26 protein-coding genes are annotated in these 18,824 nt (G+C 40.5%); 18 read left to right on the top strand and 8 right to left on the bottom strand.

Annotated elements, in window-relative coordinates:
• Positions 1-4: 4 nt before the first annotated feature.
• The 8 genes from I6E69_RS15260 to I6E69_RS15225 all read right to left on the bottom strand — a co-directional run bounded on the left by I6E69_RS15260 (position 5) and on the right by I6E69_RS15225 (position 6,981).
• Positions 5-1,243, bottom strand: a complete 1,239-nt coding sequence (locus I6E69_RS15260) for an ABC transporter permease (RefSeq protein ID WP_039490486.1) — start codon at positions 1,241-1,243, stop codon at positions 5-7.
• Positions 1,236-1,943, bottom strand: a complete 708-nt coding sequence (locus I6E69_RS15255; protein ID WP_024594267.1) for an ABC transporter ATP-binding protein — start codon at positions 1,941-1,943, stop codon at positions 1,236-1,238. The genes I6E69_RS15260 and I6E69_RS15255 overlap by 8 nt, the downstream gene beginning before the upstream one ends.
• Positions 1,943-3,109 carry an efflux RND transporter periplasmic adaptor subunit gene (locus tag I6E69_RS15250; protein WP_138489763.1) on the bottom strand — a complete coding sequence of 389 codons (1,167 nt, stop codon included), beginning with the start codon at positions 3,107-3,109 and terminating at the stop codon, positions 1,943-1,945. The genes I6E69_RS15255 and I6E69_RS15250 overlap by 1 nt, the downstream gene beginning before the upstream one ends.
• Before the next feature lie 55 nt (positions 3,110-3,164).
• On the bottom strand, positions 3,165-3,878 hold the full coding sequence (locus I6E69_RS15245) for a YIP1 family protein (RefSeq protein WP_197121592.1): 714 nt from the start codon (positions 3,876-3,878) through the stop codon (positions 3,165-3,167).
• A 192-nt stretch (positions 3,879-4,070) separates the two neighbouring features.
• On the bottom strand, positions 4,071-4,757 hold the full coding sequence (locus tag I6E69_RS15240; RefSeq protein ID WP_033020855.1) for a TorF family putative porin: 687 nt from the start codon (positions 4,755-4,757) through the stop codon (positions 4,071-4,073).
• Positions 4,758-5,033: 276 nt separating this feature from the next.
• Positions 5,034-6,197: a hypothetical protein gene (locus I6E69_RS15235; protein WP_197121591.1), complete on the bottom strand. Its 1,164-nt coding sequence runs from the start codon at positions 6,195-6,197 to the stop codon at positions 5,034-5,036.
• A 155-nt stretch (positions 6,198-6,352) separates the two neighbouring features.
• Positions 6,353-6,553 (bottom strand): helix-turn-helix transcriptional regulator, encoded by a 201-nt coding sequence (locus I6E69_RS15230; protein ID WP_002959505.1) that lies wholly within the window; start codon positions 6,551-6,553, stop codon positions 6,353-6,355.
• An 8-nt stretch (positions 6,554-6,561) separates the two neighbouring features.
• Positions 6,562-6,981: a hypothetical protein gene (locus tag I6E69_RS15225; RefSeq protein WP_002959502.1), complete on the bottom strand. Its 420-nt coding sequence runs from the start codon at positions 6,979-6,981 to the stop codon at positions 6,562-6,564.
• 232 nt (positions 6,982-7,213) lie between these two features.
• On the opposite strand from I6E69_RS15225, the gene I6E69_RS15220 reads away from it, so the two are divergent.
• The 18 genes from I6E69_RS15220 (at position 7,214) to rplQ (ending at position 17,933) form a co-directional block, all read left to right on the top strand.
• Positions 7,214-9,184: an AsmA family protein gene (locus tag I6E69_RS15220; protein ID WP_197121590.1), complete on the top strand. Its 1,971-nt coding sequence runs from the start codon at positions 7,214-7,216 to the stop codon at positions 9,182-9,184.
• Between the two features lie 272 nt (positions 9,185-9,456).
• Positions 9,457-9,825 (top strand): 50S ribosomal protein L14, encoded by a 369-nt coding sequence (gene rplN, locus I6E69_RS15215; RefSeq protein WP_002959498.1) that lies wholly within the window; start codon positions 9,457-9,459, stop codon positions 9,823-9,825.
• Between the two features lie 10 nt (positions 9,826-9,835).
• Positions 9,836-10,150, top strand: coding sequence for a 50S ribosomal protein L24 (gene rplX, locus I6E69_RS15210; protein WP_002959496.1), 315 nt, complete (start codon positions 9,836-9,838; stop codon positions 10,148-10,150).
• Positions 10,151-10,166: 16 nt separating this feature from the next.
• Positions 10,167-10,706, top strand: a complete 540-nt coding sequence (gene rplE, locus I6E69_RS15205; protein ID WP_010554915.1) for a 50S ribosomal protein L5 — start codon at positions 10,167-10,169, stop codon at positions 10,704-10,706.
• 10 nt (positions 10,707-10,716) lie between these two features.
• Positions 10,717-11,022: a 30S ribosomal protein S14 gene (rpsN, locus tag I6E69_RS15200; RefSeq protein ID WP_006794245.1), complete on the top strand. Its 306-nt coding sequence runs from the start codon at positions 10,717-10,719 to the stop codon at positions 11,020-11,022.
• Positions 11,023-11,043: 21 nt separating this feature from the next.
• Complete coding sequence (gene rpsH, locus I6E69_RS15195) at positions 11,044-11,436, top strand: 30S ribosomal protein S8 (RefSeq protein ID WP_002959491.1); 393 nt, start codon at positions 11,044-11,046, stop codon at positions 11,434-11,436.
• Between the two features lie 13 nt (positions 11,437-11,449).
• The gene (gene rplF, locus I6E69_RS15190) at positions 11,450-11,983 is read left to right on the top strand and encodes a 50S ribosomal protein L6 (RefSeq protein ID WP_002959488.1); all 534 of its coding nucleotides are present in this window, start codon (positions 11,450-11,452) and stop codon (positions 11,981-11,983) included.
• Positions 11,984-11,992: 9 nt separating this feature from the next.
• Positions 11,993-12,343, top strand: a complete 351-nt coding sequence (gene rplR / locus I6E69_RS15185; protein WP_002959486.1) for a 50S ribosomal protein L18 — start codon at positions 11,993-11,995, stop codon at positions 12,341-12,343.
• Positions 12,344-12,352: 9 nt separating this feature from the next.
• Entirely contained in the window at positions 12,353-12,859 is a 507-nt protein-coding gene (gene rpsE, locus I6E69_RS15180) for a 30S ribosomal protein S5 (protein WP_002959485.1), read from the top strand.
• Between the two features lie 2 nt (positions 12,860-12,861).
• Positions 12,862-13,044 (top strand): 50S ribosomal protein L30, encoded by a 183-nt coding sequence (gene rpmD, locus I6E69_RS15175; RefSeq protein WP_002959482.1) that lies wholly within the window; start codon positions 12,862-12,864, stop codon positions 13,042-13,044.
• Between the two features lie 4 nt (positions 13,045-13,048).
• Positions 13,049-13,483, top strand: coding sequence for a 50S ribosomal protein L15 (gene rplO, locus I6E69_RS15170; RefSeq protein WP_002959480.1), 435 nt, complete (start codon positions 13,049-13,051; stop codon positions 13,481-13,483).
• Between the two features lie 10 nt (positions 13,484-13,493).
• Positions 13,494-14,822 (top strand): preprotein translocase subunit SecY, encoded by a 1,329-nt coding sequence (secY, locus tag I6E69_RS15165; protein ID WP_002959478.1) that lies wholly within the window; start codon positions 13,494-13,496, stop codon positions 14,820-14,822.
• 22 nt (positions 14,823-14,844) lie between these two features.
• Positions 14,845-14,958 (top strand): 50S ribosomal protein L36, encoded by a 114-nt coding sequence (rpmJ, locus tag I6E69_RS15160; protein ID WP_002959476.1) that lies wholly within the window; start codon positions 14,845-14,847, stop codon positions 14,956-14,958.
• A gap of 125 nt (positions 14,959-15,083) precedes the next feature.
• The gene (gene rpsM, locus I6E69_RS15155; RefSeq protein ID WP_002959473.1) at positions 15,084-15,440 is read left to right on the top strand and encodes a 30S ribosomal protein S13; all 357 of its coding nucleotides are present in this window, start codon (positions 15,084-15,086) and stop codon (positions 15,438-15,440) included.
• Positions 15,441-15,452: 12 nt separating this feature from the next.
• Positions 15,453-15,839 carry a 30S ribosomal protein S11 gene (gene rpsK, locus I6E69_RS15150; RefSeq protein ID WP_002959471.1) on the top strand — a complete coding sequence of 129 codons (387 nt, stop codon included), beginning with the start codon at positions 15,453-15,455 and terminating at the stop codon, positions 15,837-15,839.
• Positions 15,840-15,860: 21 nt separating this feature from the next.
• Complete coding sequence (rpsD, locus tag I6E69_RS15145) at positions 15,861-16,481, top strand: 30S ribosomal protein S4 (RefSeq protein ID WP_002959461.1); 621 nt, start codon at positions 15,861-15,863, stop codon at positions 16,479-16,481.
• 24 nt (positions 16,482-16,505) lie between these two features.
• A complete protein-coding gene (gene rpoA / locus I6E69_RS15140; RefSeq protein WP_002959452.1) occupies positions 16,506-17,492 on the top strand; it encodes a DNA-directed RNA polymerase subunit alpha in 987 nt (328 codons plus the stop codon).
• Between the two features lie 39 nt (positions 17,493-17,531).
• Complete coding sequence (rplQ, locus tag I6E69_RS15135; protein ID WP_002959450.1) at positions 17,532-17,933, top strand: 50S ribosomal protein L17; 402 nt, start codon at positions 17,532-17,534, stop codon at positions 17,931-17,933.
• The last annotated feature ends 891 nt before the right edge of the window (positions 17,934-18,824 follow it).

Genomic DNA, 18,824 nt, shown 5'->3' with positions numbered 1-18,824 from the left:
ATAGTTATTCGTAACGCAGTGCATCTATAGGGTTTAGTCTTGCTGCTTTAATAGCAGGGGCTAAACCAAATATAATCCCAATCATTGATGTAAATCCGAACGATAGTATTACAGCCCATACTGGTATGTATGCATCAGGCATACTTGGGACTAAAAACGAAATAAGCCCTGCGGCGCCATATCCTATAATGAGTCCTATTAAACCACCAAAAAGTGAAAGCACAACGGCTTCAACTAAAAACTGCAGCATAATAAAACCAGGTGTTGCGCCTAGTGCTTTTAATGTACCAATAACGCGTGTGCGTTCAGTTACCGACACTAGCATTATGTTCATAACACCAATACCGCCAACAAGTAAGCTAATGCCAACAATACCAGCAGTAATAGCAGTAGCACTGCTGGTAAATTTATCTATTTGAGCACGAGATTTTTCAGCGGTTTCAAATTCAAAGTCGTTTTCATCTTTCTCTTTTAGTTTATGTAGTTGGCGCAATACACGAGTGATTTTTGCAAGCACTTGTTCTTCGTTAGTACCTTCATTTAACCTAAACATAATTTGCACATTAGTTTGTGTACTTCCGCCTTCTAAAGCACTCATGGTACTAATTGGAATATTAATGTAATCGTCTTGGTCAAAACCAAATAAGCTACCTTGTTTTTCAGCAACGCCAATAATTCTAAACCATTCACCACCTAGCTTTATATATTCACCTACTGGGTTTTCAGGAAGGTTTAGCTTTTCTATGATTGAAGGGCCGATAAATGCGACCCTTCTTCGTTTATCATCGTCCTCAGCACGAATAAAACGACCAAGTTCAGGATAGGTACGATACGCTTTTTGATAGTCTTGCTCGGTACCGATAACACGCGATGAATGGCTTTTATTTCCATACTCAGCTCCCCCCGAAAAGCGCCAGGTAAACATTAGGGCAGTTAGCGTTTCAGCTTCTTTTATACGCGACTTTAAAGCTAAAAAATCGTCGTAGGTAAGCTTGGCATTTTTACCAACCATTTCAAGTTCAATACTGGTGTAAGGTTTTATTGTTGTTACATCTGGCGACATATCAGCAAGTTGATCGTTTATTTGCTTTGTAAAACCTTGCATTACTGCAACGACAGTAACTACGGCGGCAACACCAATAATAATGCCCAAACAGGTCAGTGCGCTGCGCATTGCATTAGCTTTAATAGCTGAAAAAGCGGCTTTAGTGCCTTCCATTATGGCAAGAGCTGATTTAAACATGCTGCTTGATTCCTTCATCTTTAGTTACATCACTTACCACTTTACCGTCCACTAAACGAATCACGCGTTGGCAATGATCGGCAATTTCTTGCTCATGTGTTACTAAAATAATAGTGTGACCTTCGTTATGCAGCTCATCAAACAAATCCATAATTTCGCGGGTCGTTTTACTATCAAGATTACCTGTGGGTTCATCTCCTAATAATATATGTGGTTTTGTGACTAAAGCGCGGGCAATAGCAACACGTTGACGTTGCCCGCCCGATAGCTGGCTAGATAAATGATTAACTTTATCACCGAGACCTACCCGCTTTAGTGCTTCTAGAGCTTGTTGCTTGCGTTGTTTACTAGGAATAAAGCGATATACTAAAGGCTGCATTACATTTTCTAGTGCGGTTGCACGTGGTATTAAGTTAAAGCTTTGAAATATAAACCCGACACTTTCATTACGCTGATGAGCAAGCTCTGTCTCGGTCATACTTTTTACTAGTTTATCTTTTAAGTAGTATTCGCCACTGCTGGGTGTATCTAAACAGCCTAATAAGTTCATTAAGGTCGACTTGCCTGAACCAGAAGGTCCTATAATCGCCACGTATTCGTTTTGCATTATATGTACGTTTACATCATCAAGTGCCTTAAATACCTCTGAGCCCATTTTGTATTGTTTATTAATATGCTCTAGCTTGATTACCGCAGACATTAGGCTTCTTCCTTGTCTGCATCTGATTTAAGTTTTACCACATCACCTTCAGTCAGAAGACTTACTGGGCGCGCAGGGCCAATAACTATTTTGTCGCCCTCATTTAAGCCGTCAGTAATGGCTTGCTCTATATCAGATGATATTCCAACAGTTACGGCAATTTTGCTAACTGTGTTGTCACTATTTAGTCGCCATACAAATGTTTTATCGTCCTCTTTTTGGATTGCTTCTATTGGAAGTTTTAAACCGTTTTCGGCAATGCTTGTTGCGATCTCTGCTCTACAACTCATTCCTGCATATAGCTGGCGCTCAGTAGTGTCGAGTAATACTTTTACTTTAAATGATAAACCTTGAGAGCCTGCTTGGTTTTTAGCTGAAGTACCAATATTGATTACTGTGCCGCTAAATGGTTTATTAGGGTATGCGGCAGCATAAATATTCGCTTTTTGGTTAAGCTTAATGCTCGCAATGTCGGTTTCATCCACACGTAGCTCGGCTAAGATAGCGCTAGGATCGGCTACTAGCATTAAATCAGAGCCAATAATATTAGTCGTACCGGCTATAACGGTTTCACCTTCTTTAATATTTACAGATGCAAGCAAGCCGCTCATTGGAGCTCTAAATACACTTTTACTTAAGCGATCTTGCGCAATTTGTAGTGACGCTTGTGCTTGGTTGTACGACTCTATTCGTGATTCAATATCGATTTTAGCTAGATCGCGTGCGCTTTCAATATTCTCGTAGCTCTCTTGATTACCTAAACCGACATCATATAAGTCTTTTTGTCTTTTAAGTTGGCGCTCTAGGTTAGCAAGGCGTGTTTTATTGTGTTTAATTTCAATTTCTGTGGCGCGAAGGATTGCTTTACTACGGGTGACTTCTGATTCAAAAGCAGTTGTATCAAGGCGCATTAACATATCGCCTTGTTTAACTCCTTGGCCTTCTTGAACAAATATTTTATCTACTCGGCCTGTCACTTCAGAGCGTAATTGCACTTGTGTATTAAAAACTAAATTACCTGAAGCCATTATTGAGTCAGCAATGTCGCCAAGCTCTACTTGAGCAATATTTACTTCGGCTTGTTTTTTATCGCCAGAAATTTGCTTTGACACAATTAGGGCTATAAATGCGCCTACAGCGAGTGTGATGATTATTGCTTTTTTCATTTTATCTATCCGTGAATTAAGTAATGTGGAGCTAGTATCTACCTCCACTTAAGAGTTAACTTGCTGCAATGATTGCCCAAATACCAAAAATAATAATTGAAGGAAGAGCAGAGAATAGGAGTGCTTTGTTAGTTGAAAAATTAGTCCAGCATTTTAAGCCGATCATTCCCAACGCAATGCTCCAAAAGCTAAATAAGTTTATTGATTCTAATAAGCTATAAAAAGGATGGCTAACTTCAAGTCCTATTATTAATTGGTTAATAGATGCGTAGCTAAATACGGCTTGTTGAGATATTTGATCTGTACTTGCACTTAGTACAAGAGCAATTGTGCCTAGGCTTGAAATAACAACTGGCATTATTGTCCAGGTAGCGAATCCATACCAAGCTCCGTAGCTATGTTCTGATTCAGGATCTTGTTTAGCCACAAGCATATAATAAAGTGCCATTAATGCATTCATGATAGCCAGCGCAATTACGCCGCCAAACAAACCAAACCATATTTGGCCTTCTGCATTTTGCTCTATACTTTGGCGAATCATTTTTTGCTCGCCAATCGTCGCATCAATAGTTGATGCTGCTACTTGCTCATTAATCAAAAACTGCATATCAACAGTGGAATAAAAAATATAAATACTCGCCATTGAAACTAAAGACATGACTATAAAAGCAAGCCATGACCAACCTTTGGCGTGTTCAACACCATTGAAAGCTTTACTAGGACTTATATAAATATCGAGTAGGGCGCTAAACGCGTTAGGTGATTTCATTATTATTCCTTTATACCTATTTTATGGCTAGGCAGTTATAAATGCCCAGTGACTAGGTAATAGAATAAAGGAAAATGTATGTATTGTTTTCATTCAATTGTAACGGTTTGTTAACAGATGTAAGGGGTCTTGTTCAAAAACGAGAAAAGGGCCAAAAGGCCCTTCGTGTCGCAGCAAGTAACACATTCTTTCTTATAAATTAAAGTCTACAGAATAAGCAACGTAAGCTTTAATATCTGAGTCATCCATATCTGTATCAGATAAACCAAAAGTGAACCCATCTTTCGAAATTGATACACCATAATCTAAGATATTATCATCGCCAATAAAGTCACCAGAGTAGTGGCCTAAGTGAAGTGCCATTTCAGTGCCGTTACTGCCAACAGCAAAACCGTAGTCAGCTGTCAGGTAAAGTGAATCACCAAAGTCTGTACCATCACCACTTGCAGCTGATGTTGCAAGTACTGAAGCACCAAATGTAAAGCCTTCAACGCTGATGCTACCGTAAATTTCAGAGAAATCTGCGTCAGCTTCAGAAGCGGCATCTGGGTAAGCGTAATAAATATAGCCAACATCGTAGCTAACGCTTTCGTTAATGTCGCCACCAAAGCCTGCATATAAATCAAGCTCATAGGTCATTTCATCTGCCCACGATGCATTTGAAGCCCAAGTACCTGCATAAAAGCCCGATTCATTGGCGTAATCAATACCGCCTGAAATAGCTGCATCGCCCCCAGTTTGCTCTTGACCACGCCATAAGTAGTTTGATGTTGCCGCTGCATTAGCAGTTACTTCAGCATGTACGGCTGTTGACGTTAAAGATGTTGCGCCCATTAATGCTATAGCACCTATAGCAATGGTTTTTTTTAGTTTTAGCATGTCCATTTCCCGTTATATGATTTTTGCTCGCCAAGGTTTTTATTATGTATTCGGAACCTTTAGGCTGACGGCTTTTTATTGTTTAACTAACGGGATAATTGCACTGTATGTGCCAGCTTCATTATTTTTTATTAAAAATTATTTTTATACATTAAAAACATGGGCTTGTATTTTATAGATTGAGAAGAGATATGGCATGTAGGAAGATGTTGCGCACACTGCTGGTGCATAAATTAACCTAGCCGCACCATAAAAGTACGGCTAAATTAGAAGTTTTTAGCCAAATATAGTGCGCATAAGGCTAATTGTTTCGTTTACACTACGACCTTTTTGAACTTCACTCACAATTGAATCGCGCTTACTGCGAATGTGCTCAGGAATATCGTCAGCAGCAAGTGCGCGGTCTACTAAAATTTCTGCAGACTCTTTACCTCTACGCTGAGTTTTACCTGTCGTAGTTGTAGTTCGTTTAGGCTTACTTAACAGTTTGATGTAGTTAGAGTTATCTGGTGTTTTTGCATCAGCATAGTGAAAGAAACATGGGATTAGTGCTTTAATAGCAACTAATTGTTCTTCTAACTCATTACTAGGTTTAGCCATTTTGTACCATGACATAGCTTGAATACCTTTTACAATATCTTGCCAGTAACGCTCAAAATCACTATTTTTTAGTTTAGAAACACCAAGGGCACCGCATAATGCATCTAATCGATTGTTTGTGATCGGAGTAAATATATCAGGGCGACGCATTGCAAGCAGTCGTGTTGCAGGCGCAAGTGTTGGTTTTTCATTATTGTCGGTGAATATTTTTGAATAAGCAGCAATAAATTGTTGATATTCGTATTGAGTAATGTCACCTTCAAGTGGAATATTTACTAGTGCATCGTCAAAGGCACCTGGTAAATCGCCAAGCATTTGATGAAAGCTCTTCGCACTTTTTGTTGATGCAAACCATTCAACGTCAAAGTTGTATGTGCTTGGATCAAGTGATGCCATGTGCTTACCGCTAAACGCAAGTAAGTCTTCAGGAATCATATCTTTAAGAGATTGTTCACGAATGCTTTTAATGTAGTCTACTAAGCGAAGCTGTTCATCAAGAGCAATAACGTCTTTGTGTTGTTCTACAAATACACTTACTACAGGCCACGGAGCAATACGTAAAGTTTTAACCTGTAAAAAGCTGATAGCTGAAATAAGCTGATCGTGTAGCTTTTTAAGTACTGGTAATTGCTGCGGCTCTAGTAAATCGTAGTTCATACGATCTCTGCTTGCACTTAGCAATTCGTAACACCAAGGTAAAAAATCATCAGGGTGGTTTTCTACTTTCACGGCCATAAGGTTAAGGCTTAATTCTGAAGATTGCTTCAGAATGTTCTGATAGATTTGATTTTCTTGTTCGCCTAGCGTCATTTTTGACGGTGAAATTAGCAGTTTTTTCATGCCTTGTAGAATCTCCGGTTTAGATATATATTTTTTTGCTGGTCTATTTTAGCGCAATTACGCTAATAACAACAGCGCTGTCCTCCATACGTTGTAATTGAAGTAGCTAAATCGGCGTTTTTGCTAATAGAATGAGACCAACGTTTTAACATGTATCAATCATTTTTATCTAGTACAAAGAGACTTTCAACTGAGGTATTAAAATGCTTTGCTATTTTTAGAGCAATTATTACCGAAGGGGTAAATCGTGCCGTTTCTACTGTACTAATAGTCTTACGTGAAACCGCAATTAGATCAGCCAAGTCTTGTTGAGAAAGGCCTGCTTCTTTGCGGTATTTTGCAATTTTATTTTGCACTTTTGCTCCTAATCTTTGCTTTGCCAAAGAATTGATACGCCGTATATTAAACTCATTACAGCAAGGTAAAATGTAGCCATCATGCTGTGAGATACTTCTAAAGCAAGAGTATCGGAGAGTAAGTACACGCCACCCATACTAAAAAGTAAGCCAAGCACGACATGTTTATAGGCAATAGTGTCGATGGTATTTAAATACTCATCTTTATATGTAAGGTGGTATTTCATTCTCCATGTAAACCCGCCTCTGATCACAAACATAAAGAATGAACCTAAAAAAGCAGCAGTTCCTAAAAACAATAGTGGGGCTGATGTTTGATTAAGCATTGGGTAAACACTAATGATTAATAAAGTGACCCCCATGAATAATGAAAACCATGCATTTTGGCCCATAAATTTTTCTTCACTTTTAATATCGTAATTAGACATAGCTCATTTCCTTTTAAAATTTTTACAATATGTAACCTGTAGGTATCAATGTAACCTTAAGGTTTCATTGGGTCAATACTTATTTGTAACCTAAAGGTATCAAAATGTTTCAGGGGCGATTCAGGATAAGAATGTAATATCTAATAAAAAGCTTTTTTATCAGAACGACAATGATTTTAAGGCTAACACTCGCTATGATAAGAACATTATTTGCACGTTTGAAAGGACGATCATGAAAACCTTACTTAAAATTGTAGGTGTAATACTTTTACTATGTATAGCACTAATTGTTGCCGCACCGTTTTTAATCCCTACTGATACTATTTTTAACAAAGTGTCGCAGCAGGTAGAACAAACAACTGGGCGCACTCTTACCATTAAAGGTGATAAAACACTTAGCGTATTCCCTGCATTAAAGTTAGAACTTAACGACGTGCATTTTGCAAATATGGAATCAGGTTCGCGCGCCGATATGGCGAGTATGAAACAGCTTGCTGTACACATACCTTGGTTTTCATTATTTGGTGGTGAGTTTAAATTAGATAAGTTTGTTATAAACGAACCAAATATCCTATTAGAAACCGACAAAAATGGTAAAGCCAATTGGCAGTTGTTTGATGCAGTTGCAGAGCAACCAAAAGAGCAGAGCCAACCAGGTGAAGCGATAAAGCTTCCAGATAACTTTGATATTGAGTTAGGTGAGGTTGCTATTTATGGCGGCACATTCACTTATCTAGATGGTCAAACAGGTGCCAAACAACAAATTAGCGATTTAGAACTCGCTATTTTACTTCCTTCACTTCGTAAAACATTAGAAGTAAAAGGGGGTATTACTTATATGCAAGAGCGTTTTGATCTTGATATAAAATTAGATACTCCTGCTAAAGCAATTGAAGGTGCTACTTTTAATGTTAAACAAACCTTAGATTCTCGTTTAGTTGATTTAACGTTCGAAGGGAGCATAGCTAAGCAAGGTCAAGATATTAAAGGTCAGTTAGCACTAAGCGGTGAGTCTGTTAAAAGTATTGCGAAATGGCAAGGTGTAGAGCTAGACGCTAAAGACAATGCTTTTAACGGATTTAGTGTAAACGGTAAAATGCACCTACTAGGTGAGAAATTTAATTTAGAAGATTTAGTTGCGACGTTAGACGCATTAGAAATAAAAGGTAAGAGCGAGCTTAACCTAGGTAAGCGTTTAGCAGTAAATGCTGATATTGATTTAGGTATGCTTGACTTAAACCCGTATCTACCTGAAGCAGTGGCAAAACAAGAAGAGCCAGAAGAACAAGAAGATAAACCTGCAGAGCCAATAGTATGGGATGACACTAAGATTGATTTAAGTGCATTAAATTCACTAGATGCAAATGTAGTGATTCGTTCAAGTGGATTAAAAGCAAATGATATTAAATTAGGCGCAAATCAATTTACTGTTGCTTTAAAAAATAGCGTTGCAAAACTAAGCCTAGATAGCTTTTCTGCTTATGAAGGGTCAGGTAAAGGCGTTATCAATGTAAACGCACAGCAAGTACCTTATAAAATATCAACTAACTTTGACTTAGCTGGAATAGATGCACAGCCTTTATTAACGGATGCGGCAGGTTTTGACAAGCTAATGGGTAAGGGGTCTTTAAATTGGAACCTAAACACAACTGGCCAAAGTCAAAAGTCGTTTATTGGTGCGCTTAATGGAAAGCTTGGATTTGAGTTTGCTGATGGAGCTGTAAAAGGTGCAAATATAGCTGAGATGGTTCGTAAAGGTAAGGAACTCATTTCAGGTAACTTTGGTGCTGCATCTGAAGGGCTTGATACCGGATTTGAAGAATCTGAGCAAACAGATTTTTCAGCATTAACTGGAAGTTTTAACTTTACTAATGGCGTTGGCAAAAATACCGACCTATCACTTATCAGCCCACTTATTAGAATATCAGGTGAAGGCGACGTTGATTTACCGCAAACAACGGTCAACTATCGTTTGGTTACAGGTATAGTTGGATCTATCGAAGGTCAGGGAACTACCGATGACAGCACTGGCTTTAAAATACCACTACGTATAAAAGGGCCTTTCCACGATGTAGGTATAAAGCTAGATGTTGGTGATGCGCTCAAAGATGAAGCTAAGCAGAAGGTCGATGAGGCAAAAGAAAAAGCCAAAGACAAAGCAAAAGATAAAATTAAAGATAAATTAAAAGGTTTATTTGGTTAATTTATTACACTTTAAACAAACAAGGCACATTACAGGTGCCTTGTTTGTTTTGTAACCACCTGTAAAATAGCTACATAGCCGGAATTACTCAGCTTTAATTTCCCATCACTCCAAATTAATTAAAAAATAACCTATCGCTACCCCCTCAATGCTGGTACAATTGCCCGCCCTTAAGAGACAACTCGTTTGTTTTTGAGTGGGATTTAATCGAAATGTCTTGATTTTAAACAAATTTAAGACACGTTGTAATTACTACACCGGAGGTCATTAACATGATCCAAATGCAAACTCAGCTGGAAGTTGCTGATAACAGCGGCGCTCGCAAAGTGCAGTGTATAAAAGTCCTTGGTGGTTCTCACCGTCGCTACGCAGCGATTGGCGACATCATTAAAGTTTCTGTAAAAGAAGCTATTCCTCGCGGTAAAGTGAAGAAAGGTGATGTTAAAAACGCGGTAGTTGTGCGTACCAGAAAAGGTGTTCGCCGTCCAGATGGTTCTCTGATCCGTTTTGACAGCAACGCTGCTGTTATCTTAAATGATAACTTACAGCCAATTGGTACACGTATTTTCGGCCCTGTGACTCGCGAACTTCGTAATGATAAGTTCATGAAAATCGTTTCACTAGCCCCAGAAGTACTGTAAGGAGCCAATCATGGCAGCAAAAATACGTCGTGATGACGAAGTAATCGTACTAGCAGGTAAAGACAAAGGTAAGCGCGGAAAAGTGCTTTCAGTTGTTACTGAATCTGGTCGAATCTTTGTCGAAGGCATAAACTTGATCAAGAAACACCAAAAGCCGGTTCCACAATTGAACCAAGCTGGCGGCATTGTTGAGAAAGAAGCATCTATGGATGCATCAAACGTTGCGATCTTCAACTCGGAAACGAGTAAAGCTGATCGTGTAGGTTTCAAGATTGAAGATGGTAAGAAATTACGTATCTTTAAATCTACTGGTAAAACTATCTAATAGTTGGAGTAGAATGATGGCGAAACTGCATGAAGTATATAAAGACAAAGTAGTTGCTGAGCTTCAAGAGAAGTTTGGTTTCAGCTCTGTCATGCAAGTCCCTCAGATCGAAAAGATCACATTGAATATGGGCGTGGGCGAAGCCCTAGCTGACAAGAAGATTTTAGATAACGCAGTAGCGGATCTAGCAGCAATCTCTGGTCAGAAACCTTTAATCACTAAAGCACGCAAATCTGTTGCTGGCTTTAAAGTGCGTGAAGGCTACCCGATTGGTTGTAAAGTAACCCTACGCGGCGAGCGTATGTGGGACTTTTTTGAGCGTTTGGTATCAATCGCTATCCCACGTATTCGTGACTTCCGTGGCGTAAGTGCAAAGTCTTTTGATGGACGTGGCAACTACAGCATGGGCGTACGTGAACAAATCATCTTCCCAGAAATCGATTACGATAAAGTAGACCGTGTACGCGGTATGGATATTACTATCACTACTTCTGCGAAATCTGATGAGGAAGGCCGTGCGTTGTTAGAAGCGTTTAACTTCCCATTTAAGAAATAAGGGTAGGGTTATGGCAAAGAATTCTATGAAAGCGCGCGAAGCAAAGCGCACAAAACTAGTTGCTCAGTACGCTGAAAAGCGCGCTGCACTAAAAGCTATCATCAGTGATGTTAACACATCTGAAGATGATCGTTGGGACGCGGTACTTAAGCTACAAGCTTTACCACGTGATTCTAGCCCTGCACGTCAACGTAATCGTTGTAACATTACGGGCCGCCCACATGGTTTCCTTCGCAAATTCGGCATGAGCCGTATTAAAGTTCGCGAAGCAGCTATGCGCGGTGAAATTCCTGGCCTTAAAAAGGCTAGCTGGTAATAGAATCATGGGAGTAAGACTATGAGCTTGCAAGATCCTATCGCGGATTTGTTCACACGAATTCGTAACGGTCAATCAGCGAAGAAAGTATCTGTAACGATGCCAACTTCAAAGCTGAAAGTAGCATTAGCTAAAGTACTAAAAGACGAAGGTTATATCGTAGATTTCGCTGTTAACGGCGAAACTAAACCTGAGCTTTCTATCGAGTTGAAGTACTTCGAAGGCAAAGCTGTAATTGAAAATATCCAGCGTGTAAGTCGCCCTGGTTTACGTATCTATAAGAAACGTGACCAATTACCTAAGGTAATGGGTGGTCTTGGTATCGCTATCGTATCAACTTCTAAAGGCCTAATGACAGACCGCGCAGCACGTAGTGCTGGTGTTGGTGGTGAAATCATTGGTTTTGTAGCTTAATCGGAGGGGAACTATGTCTCGCATAGCAAAGGCACCAATTACTGTTCCTGCCGGTGTAGAAGTTACATTAAAAGGCCAGGAAATCACAGTTAAAGGCAAAAACGGTGAACTTACTCGTACAATCAACAACGCTGTTGAAGTACAAGTTAATGACAACGTTATTACTACTTTACCTCGTGATGGCGTAGCTAATGCATGGGCTCAAGCAGGTACTGCTCGCGCTCTAATCAACAACATGGTTGTTGGTACGCATGAAGGTTACGAGAAGAAACTTCAGTTAGTAGGCGTGGGTTACCGTGCTGCAGCGAAGGGTAAAACATTAGATTTAACTCTTGGCTTCTCACACCCAGTTAATTTCGCAGTTCCTGAAGGAATTACGATTGAAACTCCAAGCCAAACAGAAGTTCTAGTTAAGGGCGTAGACAAGCAGTTAGTTGGTCAAACAGCTGCTAACATTCGTGCATACCGTAAACCTGAGCCTTATAAAGGTAAGGGTGTTCGTTATTCAGATGAGAATGTACGCCGTAAAGAGGCTAAGAAGAAGTAAGGTAAGACGATGGATAAAAAAACAGCTCGTCTACGTCGTGCTAAACGCACTCGTAGAAATTATATTGAACAAGGCACAACGCGTCTTGTTATCCACCGCACGCCACGTCACATATACGCTCAAGTTGTAAATGCTGAGGGTAATGTACTGGCTGCTGCTTCTACTGTTGAAAAGGCTATTAGCGAAACAGTTAAAGGCACCGGTAACGTTGAAGCTGCGCAAGCAGTTGGCAAAGCGGTTGCTGAACGTGCGGCTGACAAAGGCATCGAAAAGATTGCTTTTGATCGCAGTGGCTTTAAATATCACGGCCGTGTGAAGGCGCTAGCTGATGCTGCGCGTGAAGCCGGTTTGCAATTCTAGGAGTAGACTATGGCTAACGTAGAAGCAAAGCAACAACAGCCTGATCTAGCTGAAAAGCTAATCGCGGTGAACCGTGTGTCTAAAGTAGTTAAAGGTGGTCGTATCTTTAGCTTTACTGCACTAACTGTAGTTGGTGACGGCGCAGGTAAAGTAGGTTTTGGTTATGGTAAAGCACGTGAAGTTCCAGCTGCTATTCAAAAAGCAATGGAAAAAGCACGTCGCAACATGATCAATGTAGACCTAAATGGCAATACATTACAGCATCCTGTTAAGGGACGTCATGCTGGCTCACTAGTGTTCATGAAACCAGCCTCTGAAGGTACTGGTATCATCGCAGGTGGTGCTATGCGTGCAGTACTAGAAGTGACTGGTGTTCAGAACGTACTTTCTAAATGTTACGGTTCTACTAACCCAATCAACGTAGTACGTGCAACGATTTCGGCTCTTGAGAATATGAATTCTCCACAGTCAATCGCTGCAAAACGTGGCCTTCGCGTAGACGAAATACTGGGGTAACCATGGCAAATCAAACTGTAAAAGTAACACAAGTAAAAAGCTCTATCGGTCGTTTACCGAAACATAAAGCTACATTACGCGGTCTTGGTTTACGTCGTATCAACCACACTGTTGAGTTAGAAGACACAGCATGTGTACGTGGTATGATAAACAAGGTTTCTTACATGGTTAAGGTAGAGGGTTAATTCGATGCATTTGAATACACTTTCACCTGCTGCAGGTTCAAAAACTGCTCCAAAACGTGTTGGTCGTGGTATCGGTTCTGGTCTAGGTAAGACTGGTGGTCGTGGTCACAAAGGTCAAAAATCACGTTCTGGCGGCAAAGTACGCGTTGGTTTTGAAGGCGGTCAAATGCCTATGCAACGTCGTCTACCTAAATTTGGTTTTACTTCTCGCAAATCTTTAGTATCTGCAGAAATAAACCTTTTTGAAATCGCTAAAGTTGAAGGCGATGTGGTAGACCTAAGCGCGTTACAAGCAGCTGGTCTAGTTAAAAAGAACGTTCTTTTCGTTAAAGTTGTTAAATCTGGCGAAGTTTCACGCGCTGTTACCGTTAAAGGCCTTAAAGCCTCTAAAGGTGCTCGCGAAGCTATTGAAGCTGCCGGAGGCAAGGTAGAAGACTAAGGAAGTACTAATGGCTAAACCAGGTCAAGATACAAAAAGTGCACAAGGTGGACTTTCGGAATTGAAGCGCCGATTACTCTTCGTATTGGGTGCTATCATAATTTACCGTCTAGGTTCATTTGTGCCGATCCCTGGGATTGACGCCGCTGTACTTGCCGATTTCTTCGAGCAACAAAAGGGCACCATTGTTGAAATGTTCAACATGTTCAGTGGTGGTGCACTTGAGCGAGCTTCAGTGTTAGCACTGGGTATTATGCCGTATATCTCGGCTTCGATTATTACGCAACTATTAACGCATATGTATCCTCCGTTTATAGAGCTTAAGAAAGAAGGTGAGCAAGGGCGTAAAAAAATTAGCCAGTACACACGCTATGGCACGCTTGTGCTAGCTACTATTCAATCAATCGGTATTGCTACTAGCTTACCGGGCATGATGGAGGGGTTAGTTGTTAACCCTGGTATGGGTTTCTATTTCACCGCTGTGGTGAGTTTAGTTACTGGTACTATGTTCCTTATGTGGTTGGGTGAACAAATAACAGAGCGTGGTATCGGTAACGGTATCTCTGTTCTAATATTTGTTGGTATTGTAGCTAACTTGCCGTCTGCTATTGGTTCGACAGTCGAAATGGCGCGCCAAGGTGATTTGAATGTTTTTGTACTGTTGATGGTTGCGGTAATCGTATTCGCTGTTACTTATCTTGTAGTGTTTTTCGAACGTGGACAACGTCGTATTGTTGTTAACTACGCTAAACGCCAACAAGGTCGTCAAGTATTTGCTGCCCAAAGCACGCATTTACCACTAAAAGTAAATATGGCGGGTGTTATTCCACCAATCTTCGCTAGCAGTATAATTCTGTTCCCTGGTACAATTGCTAGCTGGTTCGGCCAAGGTGAAGGTCCAGTCGCTGATGTATTACAAGCTGTTGCTACTACGTTGACTCCAGGTCAACCGTTGTACTCGCTTGTTTTAGCTGCGGCTATTATCTTCTTCTGCTTTTTCTACACAGCGTTGGTTTTTAACCCACGTGAAACAGCAGATAACCTTAAGAAATCTGGCGCATTTATCCCAGGTATTCGTCCAGGTGAGCAGACATCTAAATACATTGATAAAGTGATGACACGCCTGACATTGGCAGGTGCTTTGTATATAACCTTTATCTGTCTGGTGCCTGAATTCATGACGATGGCGTGGCAAACGCCATTCTACTTCGGCGGTACATCAGTTTTGATTATCGTTGTAGTAATCATGGACTTTATGGCACAAGTACAGACTCACCTGATGTCTCATCAGTATGATTCTGTGCTGAAAAAAGCGAACCTTAAAGGCTACGGTCGATAAGGTCAGTTTACGGAGTTGAGCAATGAAAGTACGTGCTTCCGTTAAGAAAATATGCCGTAACTGTAAAGTTATTAAACGTGCTGGTGTAGTACGCGTAATTTGCAGTGAGCCTAAGCATAAGCAAAGGCAAGGCTAAGTAAACAGTCGTGCAGGCTGAGTTTTCTCGGCCTGTGTTTTTAGTAGTGATTTGGTCTTCGTTTGAGTATCCTTACGGGCTTTTCAAACTTTTGATTACCAAATTCGAATATAGGAGATGTGTTAGTGGCCCGTATTGCTGGCATTAACGTCCCTGATCATAAACATGCAGTTATTGGTTTAACAGCTATTTATGGCATAGGTAAGACTCGCTCTAAGGCTATCTTAGAAGCGACTGGTATCGCCGAAACCACAAAAATCGGTGAACTTTCAGACGAAATTCTTGACGTACTGCGTGATGCAGTTGGCAAGTACACTGTTGAAGGTGATCTTCGTCGTGAAGTTACTTTAAATATCAAGCGCCTAATGGACCTTGGTTGTTATCGTGGCCTACGTCACCGTCGCTCTTTACCATTACGTGGTCAAAGAACTAAGACTAACGCGCGCACCCGTAAGGGTCCTCGTAAGCCTATTAAGCGATAAGGGGATAGTATTATGGCTAAGACACCAATTCGTCGTAAAAAGGTTAAAAAACAAGTTGCTGATGGTATGGCTCATGTTCATGCGTCTTTCAACAACACTATTGTAACGATTACCGACCGTCAAGGTAATGCACTATCATGGGCTACTGCCGGTGGTTCAGGTTTCCGTGGTTCACGTAAATCTACACCATTTGCTGCTCAGGTTGCTGCAGAGCGTGCAGGTACTGCTGCTCAAGAATACGGTTTAAAAAATCTAGAAGTTTTCATTAAAGGTCCAGGTCCAGGTCGTGAATCTGCTGTACGTGCTTTGAATGCTGCTGGTTACCGTATTACCAACATTACTGACGTGACGCCAATACCACATAATGGTTGTCGTCCACCGAAGAAACGTCGCGTTTAACAATAGGTTAGGAGAAATAACATGGCAAGATATTTGGGCCCTAAGCTCAAGCTGAGTCGTCGTGAAGGTACTGACCTGTTCCTTAAGAGCGGCGTAAGAGCTATCGACTCTAAGTGTAAACTTGAGACTGCACCTGGTCAGCACGGCGCTCGTAAAGGTCGCTTATCTGATTACGGTTTACAATTACGTGAAAAGCAAAAAGTACGTCGTATCTACGGTGTATTAGAAAAGCAATTCCGTAACTACTACAAAGAAGCTGCTCGCCTTAAAGGCAACACAGGTGAAAACTTGTTACAGCTTTTAGAGCAACGTTTAGACAATGTTGTATATCGCATGGGTTTTGCTAGCACACGTGCAGAAGCACGTCAGTTAGTAAGCCATAAAGCGATTTTAGTTAATGGTCGTGTTGTGAACATTCCTTCATACGTAATTACTCCAGAAGATACTGTTGTAATCCGTGAGAAGTCTAAGACGCAAGCACGTATCATCGCTGCTCTAGAGTTGGCTGAGCAACGTGAAAAGCCGACTTGGGTTGAAGTTGACGGTAAGAAATTGGAAGGCAGCTTTAAGCGTCTACCTGAGCGTTCAGACCTGTCTGCGGACATTAATGAACAACTAATCGTCGAACTTTACTCTAAGTAAAGTTAAGAGTTAAGAGAGGATAAAATGCAGGGTTCTGTTACAGAATTTCTAAAACCAAGGTTAGTCGACATCGACGCTATCAACCCAACGCGTTCTAAAATAGTTTTAGAACCATTAGAGCGTGGCTTTGGCCATACTCTGGGTAATGCTTTACGCCGTATATTACTTTCATCTATGCCTGGATGTGCAGTAACTGAAGTTGAAATCGACGGTGTATTACATGAGTACAGCGCGAAAGAAGGCGTTCAAGAAGACATCATTGAAATACTATTAAACCTTAAAGGTTTAGCAGTAACGTTAGAAGGCAAAGATGAAGTTTTTCTGACCCTGACTAAATCTGGTGTAGGCCCTGTTACTGCGGCTGATATTCAGCACGATGGCGATGTAACAATTGCTAATCCAGATCACGTTATTTGTAATTTAACTACAAATAACAGCGAGATCAGCATGCGTATTCGTGTTGAACGTGGTCGTGGTTATGTGCCGGCATCTAGTCGTTTATCCTCTGATGACGATGAGCGTCCAATTGGTAGATTGTTGCTTGATGCATCATTTAGCCCAGTTGAACGTATTGCGTACTCGGTTGAATCAGCTCGAGTTGAGCAACGTACAGATTTAGACAAGTTAATCATTGATATGGAAACAAACGGCACTTTAGATCCAGAAGAAGCGATCCGCCGTGCGTCTACTATCTTAGCTGAGCAATTAGATGCATTCGTAGATTTACGTGATGTAACTGAGCCAGAAGAGAAAGAAGAGAAGCCAGAATTCGATCCTATTCTACTTCGTCCAGTTGATGATCTTGAATTAACAGTACGCTCAGCAAATTGTTTGAAAGCCGAGCAAATTCAATATATCGGTGATTTAGTTCAGCGCACTGAAGTTGAGCTTCTTAAAACGCCTAATTTAGGTAAGAAGTCTCTAACTGAAATTAAAGACGTGCTAGCTTCACGTGGACTTTCTCTAGGCATGCGCCTAGAAAATTGGCCACCTGCAAGCTTAGCTGAATAATCTAAATCACTATATTAGTTTAGTTAGAAGGATAGGGTCATGCGCCATCGTAAGAGTGGTCGTCAATTAAACCGTAACAGTAGCCATCGTAAAGCGATGTTTAGCAATATGGCAGGTTCTTTGGTGAAACATGAAATCATCAAAACTACTTTGCCAAAAGCGAAAGAGTTACGTCGTGTAATTGAACCTTTAATCACACTGGCTAAGACTGACAGTGTAGCAAATCGCCGTTTAGCGTTTGCTCGCACGCGTGATAATGAAGTTGTTGGTAAATTATTCAGTGAAATCGGTCCACGTAACGCGGATCGTCCAGGTGGTTACACTCGTATTCTTAAGTGTGGCTTCCGTACTGGTGATAATGCACCAATGGCTTATATTGAACTAGTTGGTCGCCCAGCGACTAGCGAAGCAGTTCAAGAAGACGCACAGTCTGCAGAGTAAGTCTTAAAGAAACCTAAAAGCCGAGCTTATGCTCGGCTTTTTCTTGCCTAAAATTTGTCAAACTATATGAACCAGTAATTACCTTCTATTATGTGCATCGACTCATAGATTCTGAATCGATAGGTTGTTTTTACAGTTATTTTAATAGCCCTGCCTAGTTACCCTTTACTTACCATCGATCCAAAATAGCCTATCCGGTTTTAGTTAAAGAGCATTTTTATTTTATATAGTGATTTACAGTTATTAATAATAGCACTTCGAATTTAACTGCCATTAAGCAATCCCTAACGAAGTTTTTATTGATTAGAGCTGATCAGAAGATATAAGGGTCGCTCTCTTATCTATATACCGGTACTAAGAACCTCATAGTAAAGCTAACCATTGGGGCCTTAGTAAACTCACTTCTCAAATAAAAATATAGCCCAATGAATTTAAATCTCAGCTTTTGACTATTTCAAATGATTTTAGTAACACGACTCTTAACTTATTGGTTGGCTTTTTCAGCATTGATGATCCAAATATGTCTCTACTGATCACTAGTTACCATAACTTTGACTTTAAATAGCTCTATAAACCTCTCAATACAGGTGGTTTAGTTGTGTTTTTGAGCGTTTAGCTCAAATACTCAGCGAACAGCACATTATTTAAAGTTTTCTTCAAAAAAGGGGTTGATCTGTTTTCGGATCTCCCTATAATGCGACCCCACTGAGACGGGAAACGCCGAAGCATAGCAAGGCACGAACTACTCACAGAGTTAAATAAAACTTCGGTTTTAAATCTTCCAAAAGAAAATTTAAAACAAAGTATTGACTCAAAAAATAAAGGGTGTATTATTCGCATCCCTTGAGACGCTAAAGCGACTCAAAACGTTCTTTAACAATATAAAGCAAT

Origin of the sequence: Pseudoalteromonas sp. NZS100 (genome assembly GCF_015864815.1) — a bacterium.
In the GTDB taxonomy this organism is placed as follows: domain Bacteria; phylum Pseudomonadota; class Gammaproteobacteria; order Enterobacterales; family Alteromonadaceae; genus Pseudoalteromonas; species Pseudoalteromonas distincta.
This window is presented reverse-complemented; position numbering and strand designations above follow the sequence as displayed.

What these genes read in the sequence shown, in the direction of transcription:
- I6E69_RS15260 (WP_039490486.1), bottom strand. Translation starts at nt 1,243, where the DNA reads ATGTTTAAATCAGCTCTTGCCATAATGGAAGGCACTAAAGCCGCTTTT.
- I6E69_RS15255 (WP_024594267.1), bottom strand. Translation starts at nt 1,943, where the DNA reads ATGTCTGCGGTAATCAAGCTAGAGCATATTAATAAACAATACAAAATG.
- I6E69_RS15250 (WP_138489763.1), bottom strand. Translation starts at nt 3,109, where the DNA reads ATGAAAAAAGCAATAATCATCACACTCGCTGTAGGCGCATTTATAGCC.
- I6E69_RS15245 (WP_197121592.1), bottom strand. Translation starts at nt 3,878, where the DNA reads ATGAAATCACCTAACGCGTTTAGCGCCCTACTCGATATTTATATAAGT.
- I6E69_RS15240 (WP_033020855.1), bottom strand. Translation starts at nt 4,757, where the DNA reads ATGCTAAAACTAAAAAAAACCATTGCTATAGGTGCTATAGCATTAATG.
- I6E69_RS15235 (WP_197121591.1), bottom strand. Translation starts at nt 6,197, where the DNA reads ATGAAAAAACTGCTAATTTCACCGTCAAAAATGACGCTAGGCGAACAA.
- I6E69_RS15225 (WP_002959502.1), bottom strand. Translation starts at nt 6,981, where the DNA reads ATGTCTAATTACGATATTAAAAGTGAAGAAAAATTTATGGGCCAAAAT.
- I6E69_RS15220 (WP_197121590.1), top strand. Translation starts at nt 7,214, where the DNA reads ATGAAAACCTTACTTAAAATTGTAGGTGTAATACTTTTACTATGTATA.
- rplN (WP_002959498.1), top strand. Translation starts at nt 9,457, where the DNA reads ATGATCCAAATGCAAACTCAGCTGGAAGTTGCTGATAACAGCGGCGCT.
- rplX (WP_002959496.1), top strand. Translation starts at nt 9,836, where the DNA reads ATGGCAGCAAAAATACGTCGTGATGACGAAGTAATCGTACTAGCAGGT.
- rplE (WP_010554915.1), top strand. Translation starts at nt 10,167, where the DNA reads ATGGCGAAACTGCATGAAGTATATAAAGACAAAGTAGTTGCTGAGCTT.
- rpsN (WP_006794245.1), top strand. Translation starts at nt 10,717, where the DNA reads ATGGCAAAGAATTCTATGAAAGCGCGCGAAGCAAAGCGCACAAAACTA.
- rpsH (WP_002959491.1), top strand. Translation starts at nt 11,044, where the DNA reads ATGAGCTTGCAAGATCCTATCGCGGATTTGTTCACACGAATTCGTAAC.
- rplF (WP_002959488.1), top strand. Translation starts at nt 11,450, where the DNA reads ATGTCTCGCATAGCAAAGGCACCAATTACTGTTCCTGCCGGTGTAGAA.
- rplR (WP_002959486.1), top strand. Translation starts at nt 11,993, where the DNA reads ATGGATAAAAAAACAGCTCGTCTACGTCGTGCTAAACGCACTCGTAGA.
- rpsE (WP_002959485.1), top strand. Translation starts at nt 12,353, where the DNA reads ATGGCTAACGTAGAAGCAAAGCAACAACAGCCTGATCTAGCTGAAAAG.
- rpmD (WP_002959482.1), top strand. Translation starts at nt 12,862, where the DNA reads ATGGCAAATCAAACTGTAAAAGTAACACAAGTAAAAAGCTCTATCGGT.
- rplO (WP_002959480.1), top strand. Translation starts at nt 13,049, where the DNA reads ATGCATTTGAATACACTTTCACCTGCTGCAGGTTCAAAAACTGCTCCA.
- secY (WP_002959478.1), top strand. Translation starts at nt 13,494, where the DNA reads ATGGCTAAACCAGGTCAAGATACAAAAAGTGCACAAGGTGGACTTTCG.
- rpmJ (WP_002959476.1), top strand. Translation starts at nt 14,845, where the DNA reads ATGAAAGTACGTGCTTCCGTTAAGAAAATATGCCGTAACTGTAAAGTT.
- rpsK (WP_002959471.1), top strand. Translation starts at nt 15,453, where the DNA reads ATGGCTAAGACACCAATTCGTCGTAAAAAGGTTAAAAAACAAGTTGCT.
- rpsD (WP_002959461.1), top strand. Translation starts at nt 15,861, where the DNA reads ATGGCAAGATATTTGGGCCCTAAGCTCAAGCTGAGTCGTCGTGAAGGT.
- rpoA (WP_002959452.1), top strand. Translation starts at nt 16,506, where the DNA reads ATGCAGGGTTCTGTTACAGAATTTCTAAAACCAAGGTTAGTCGACATC.
- rplQ (WP_002959450.1), top strand. Translation starts at nt 17,532, where the DNA reads ATGCGCCATCGTAAGAGTGGTCGTCAATTAAACCGTAACAGTAGCCAT.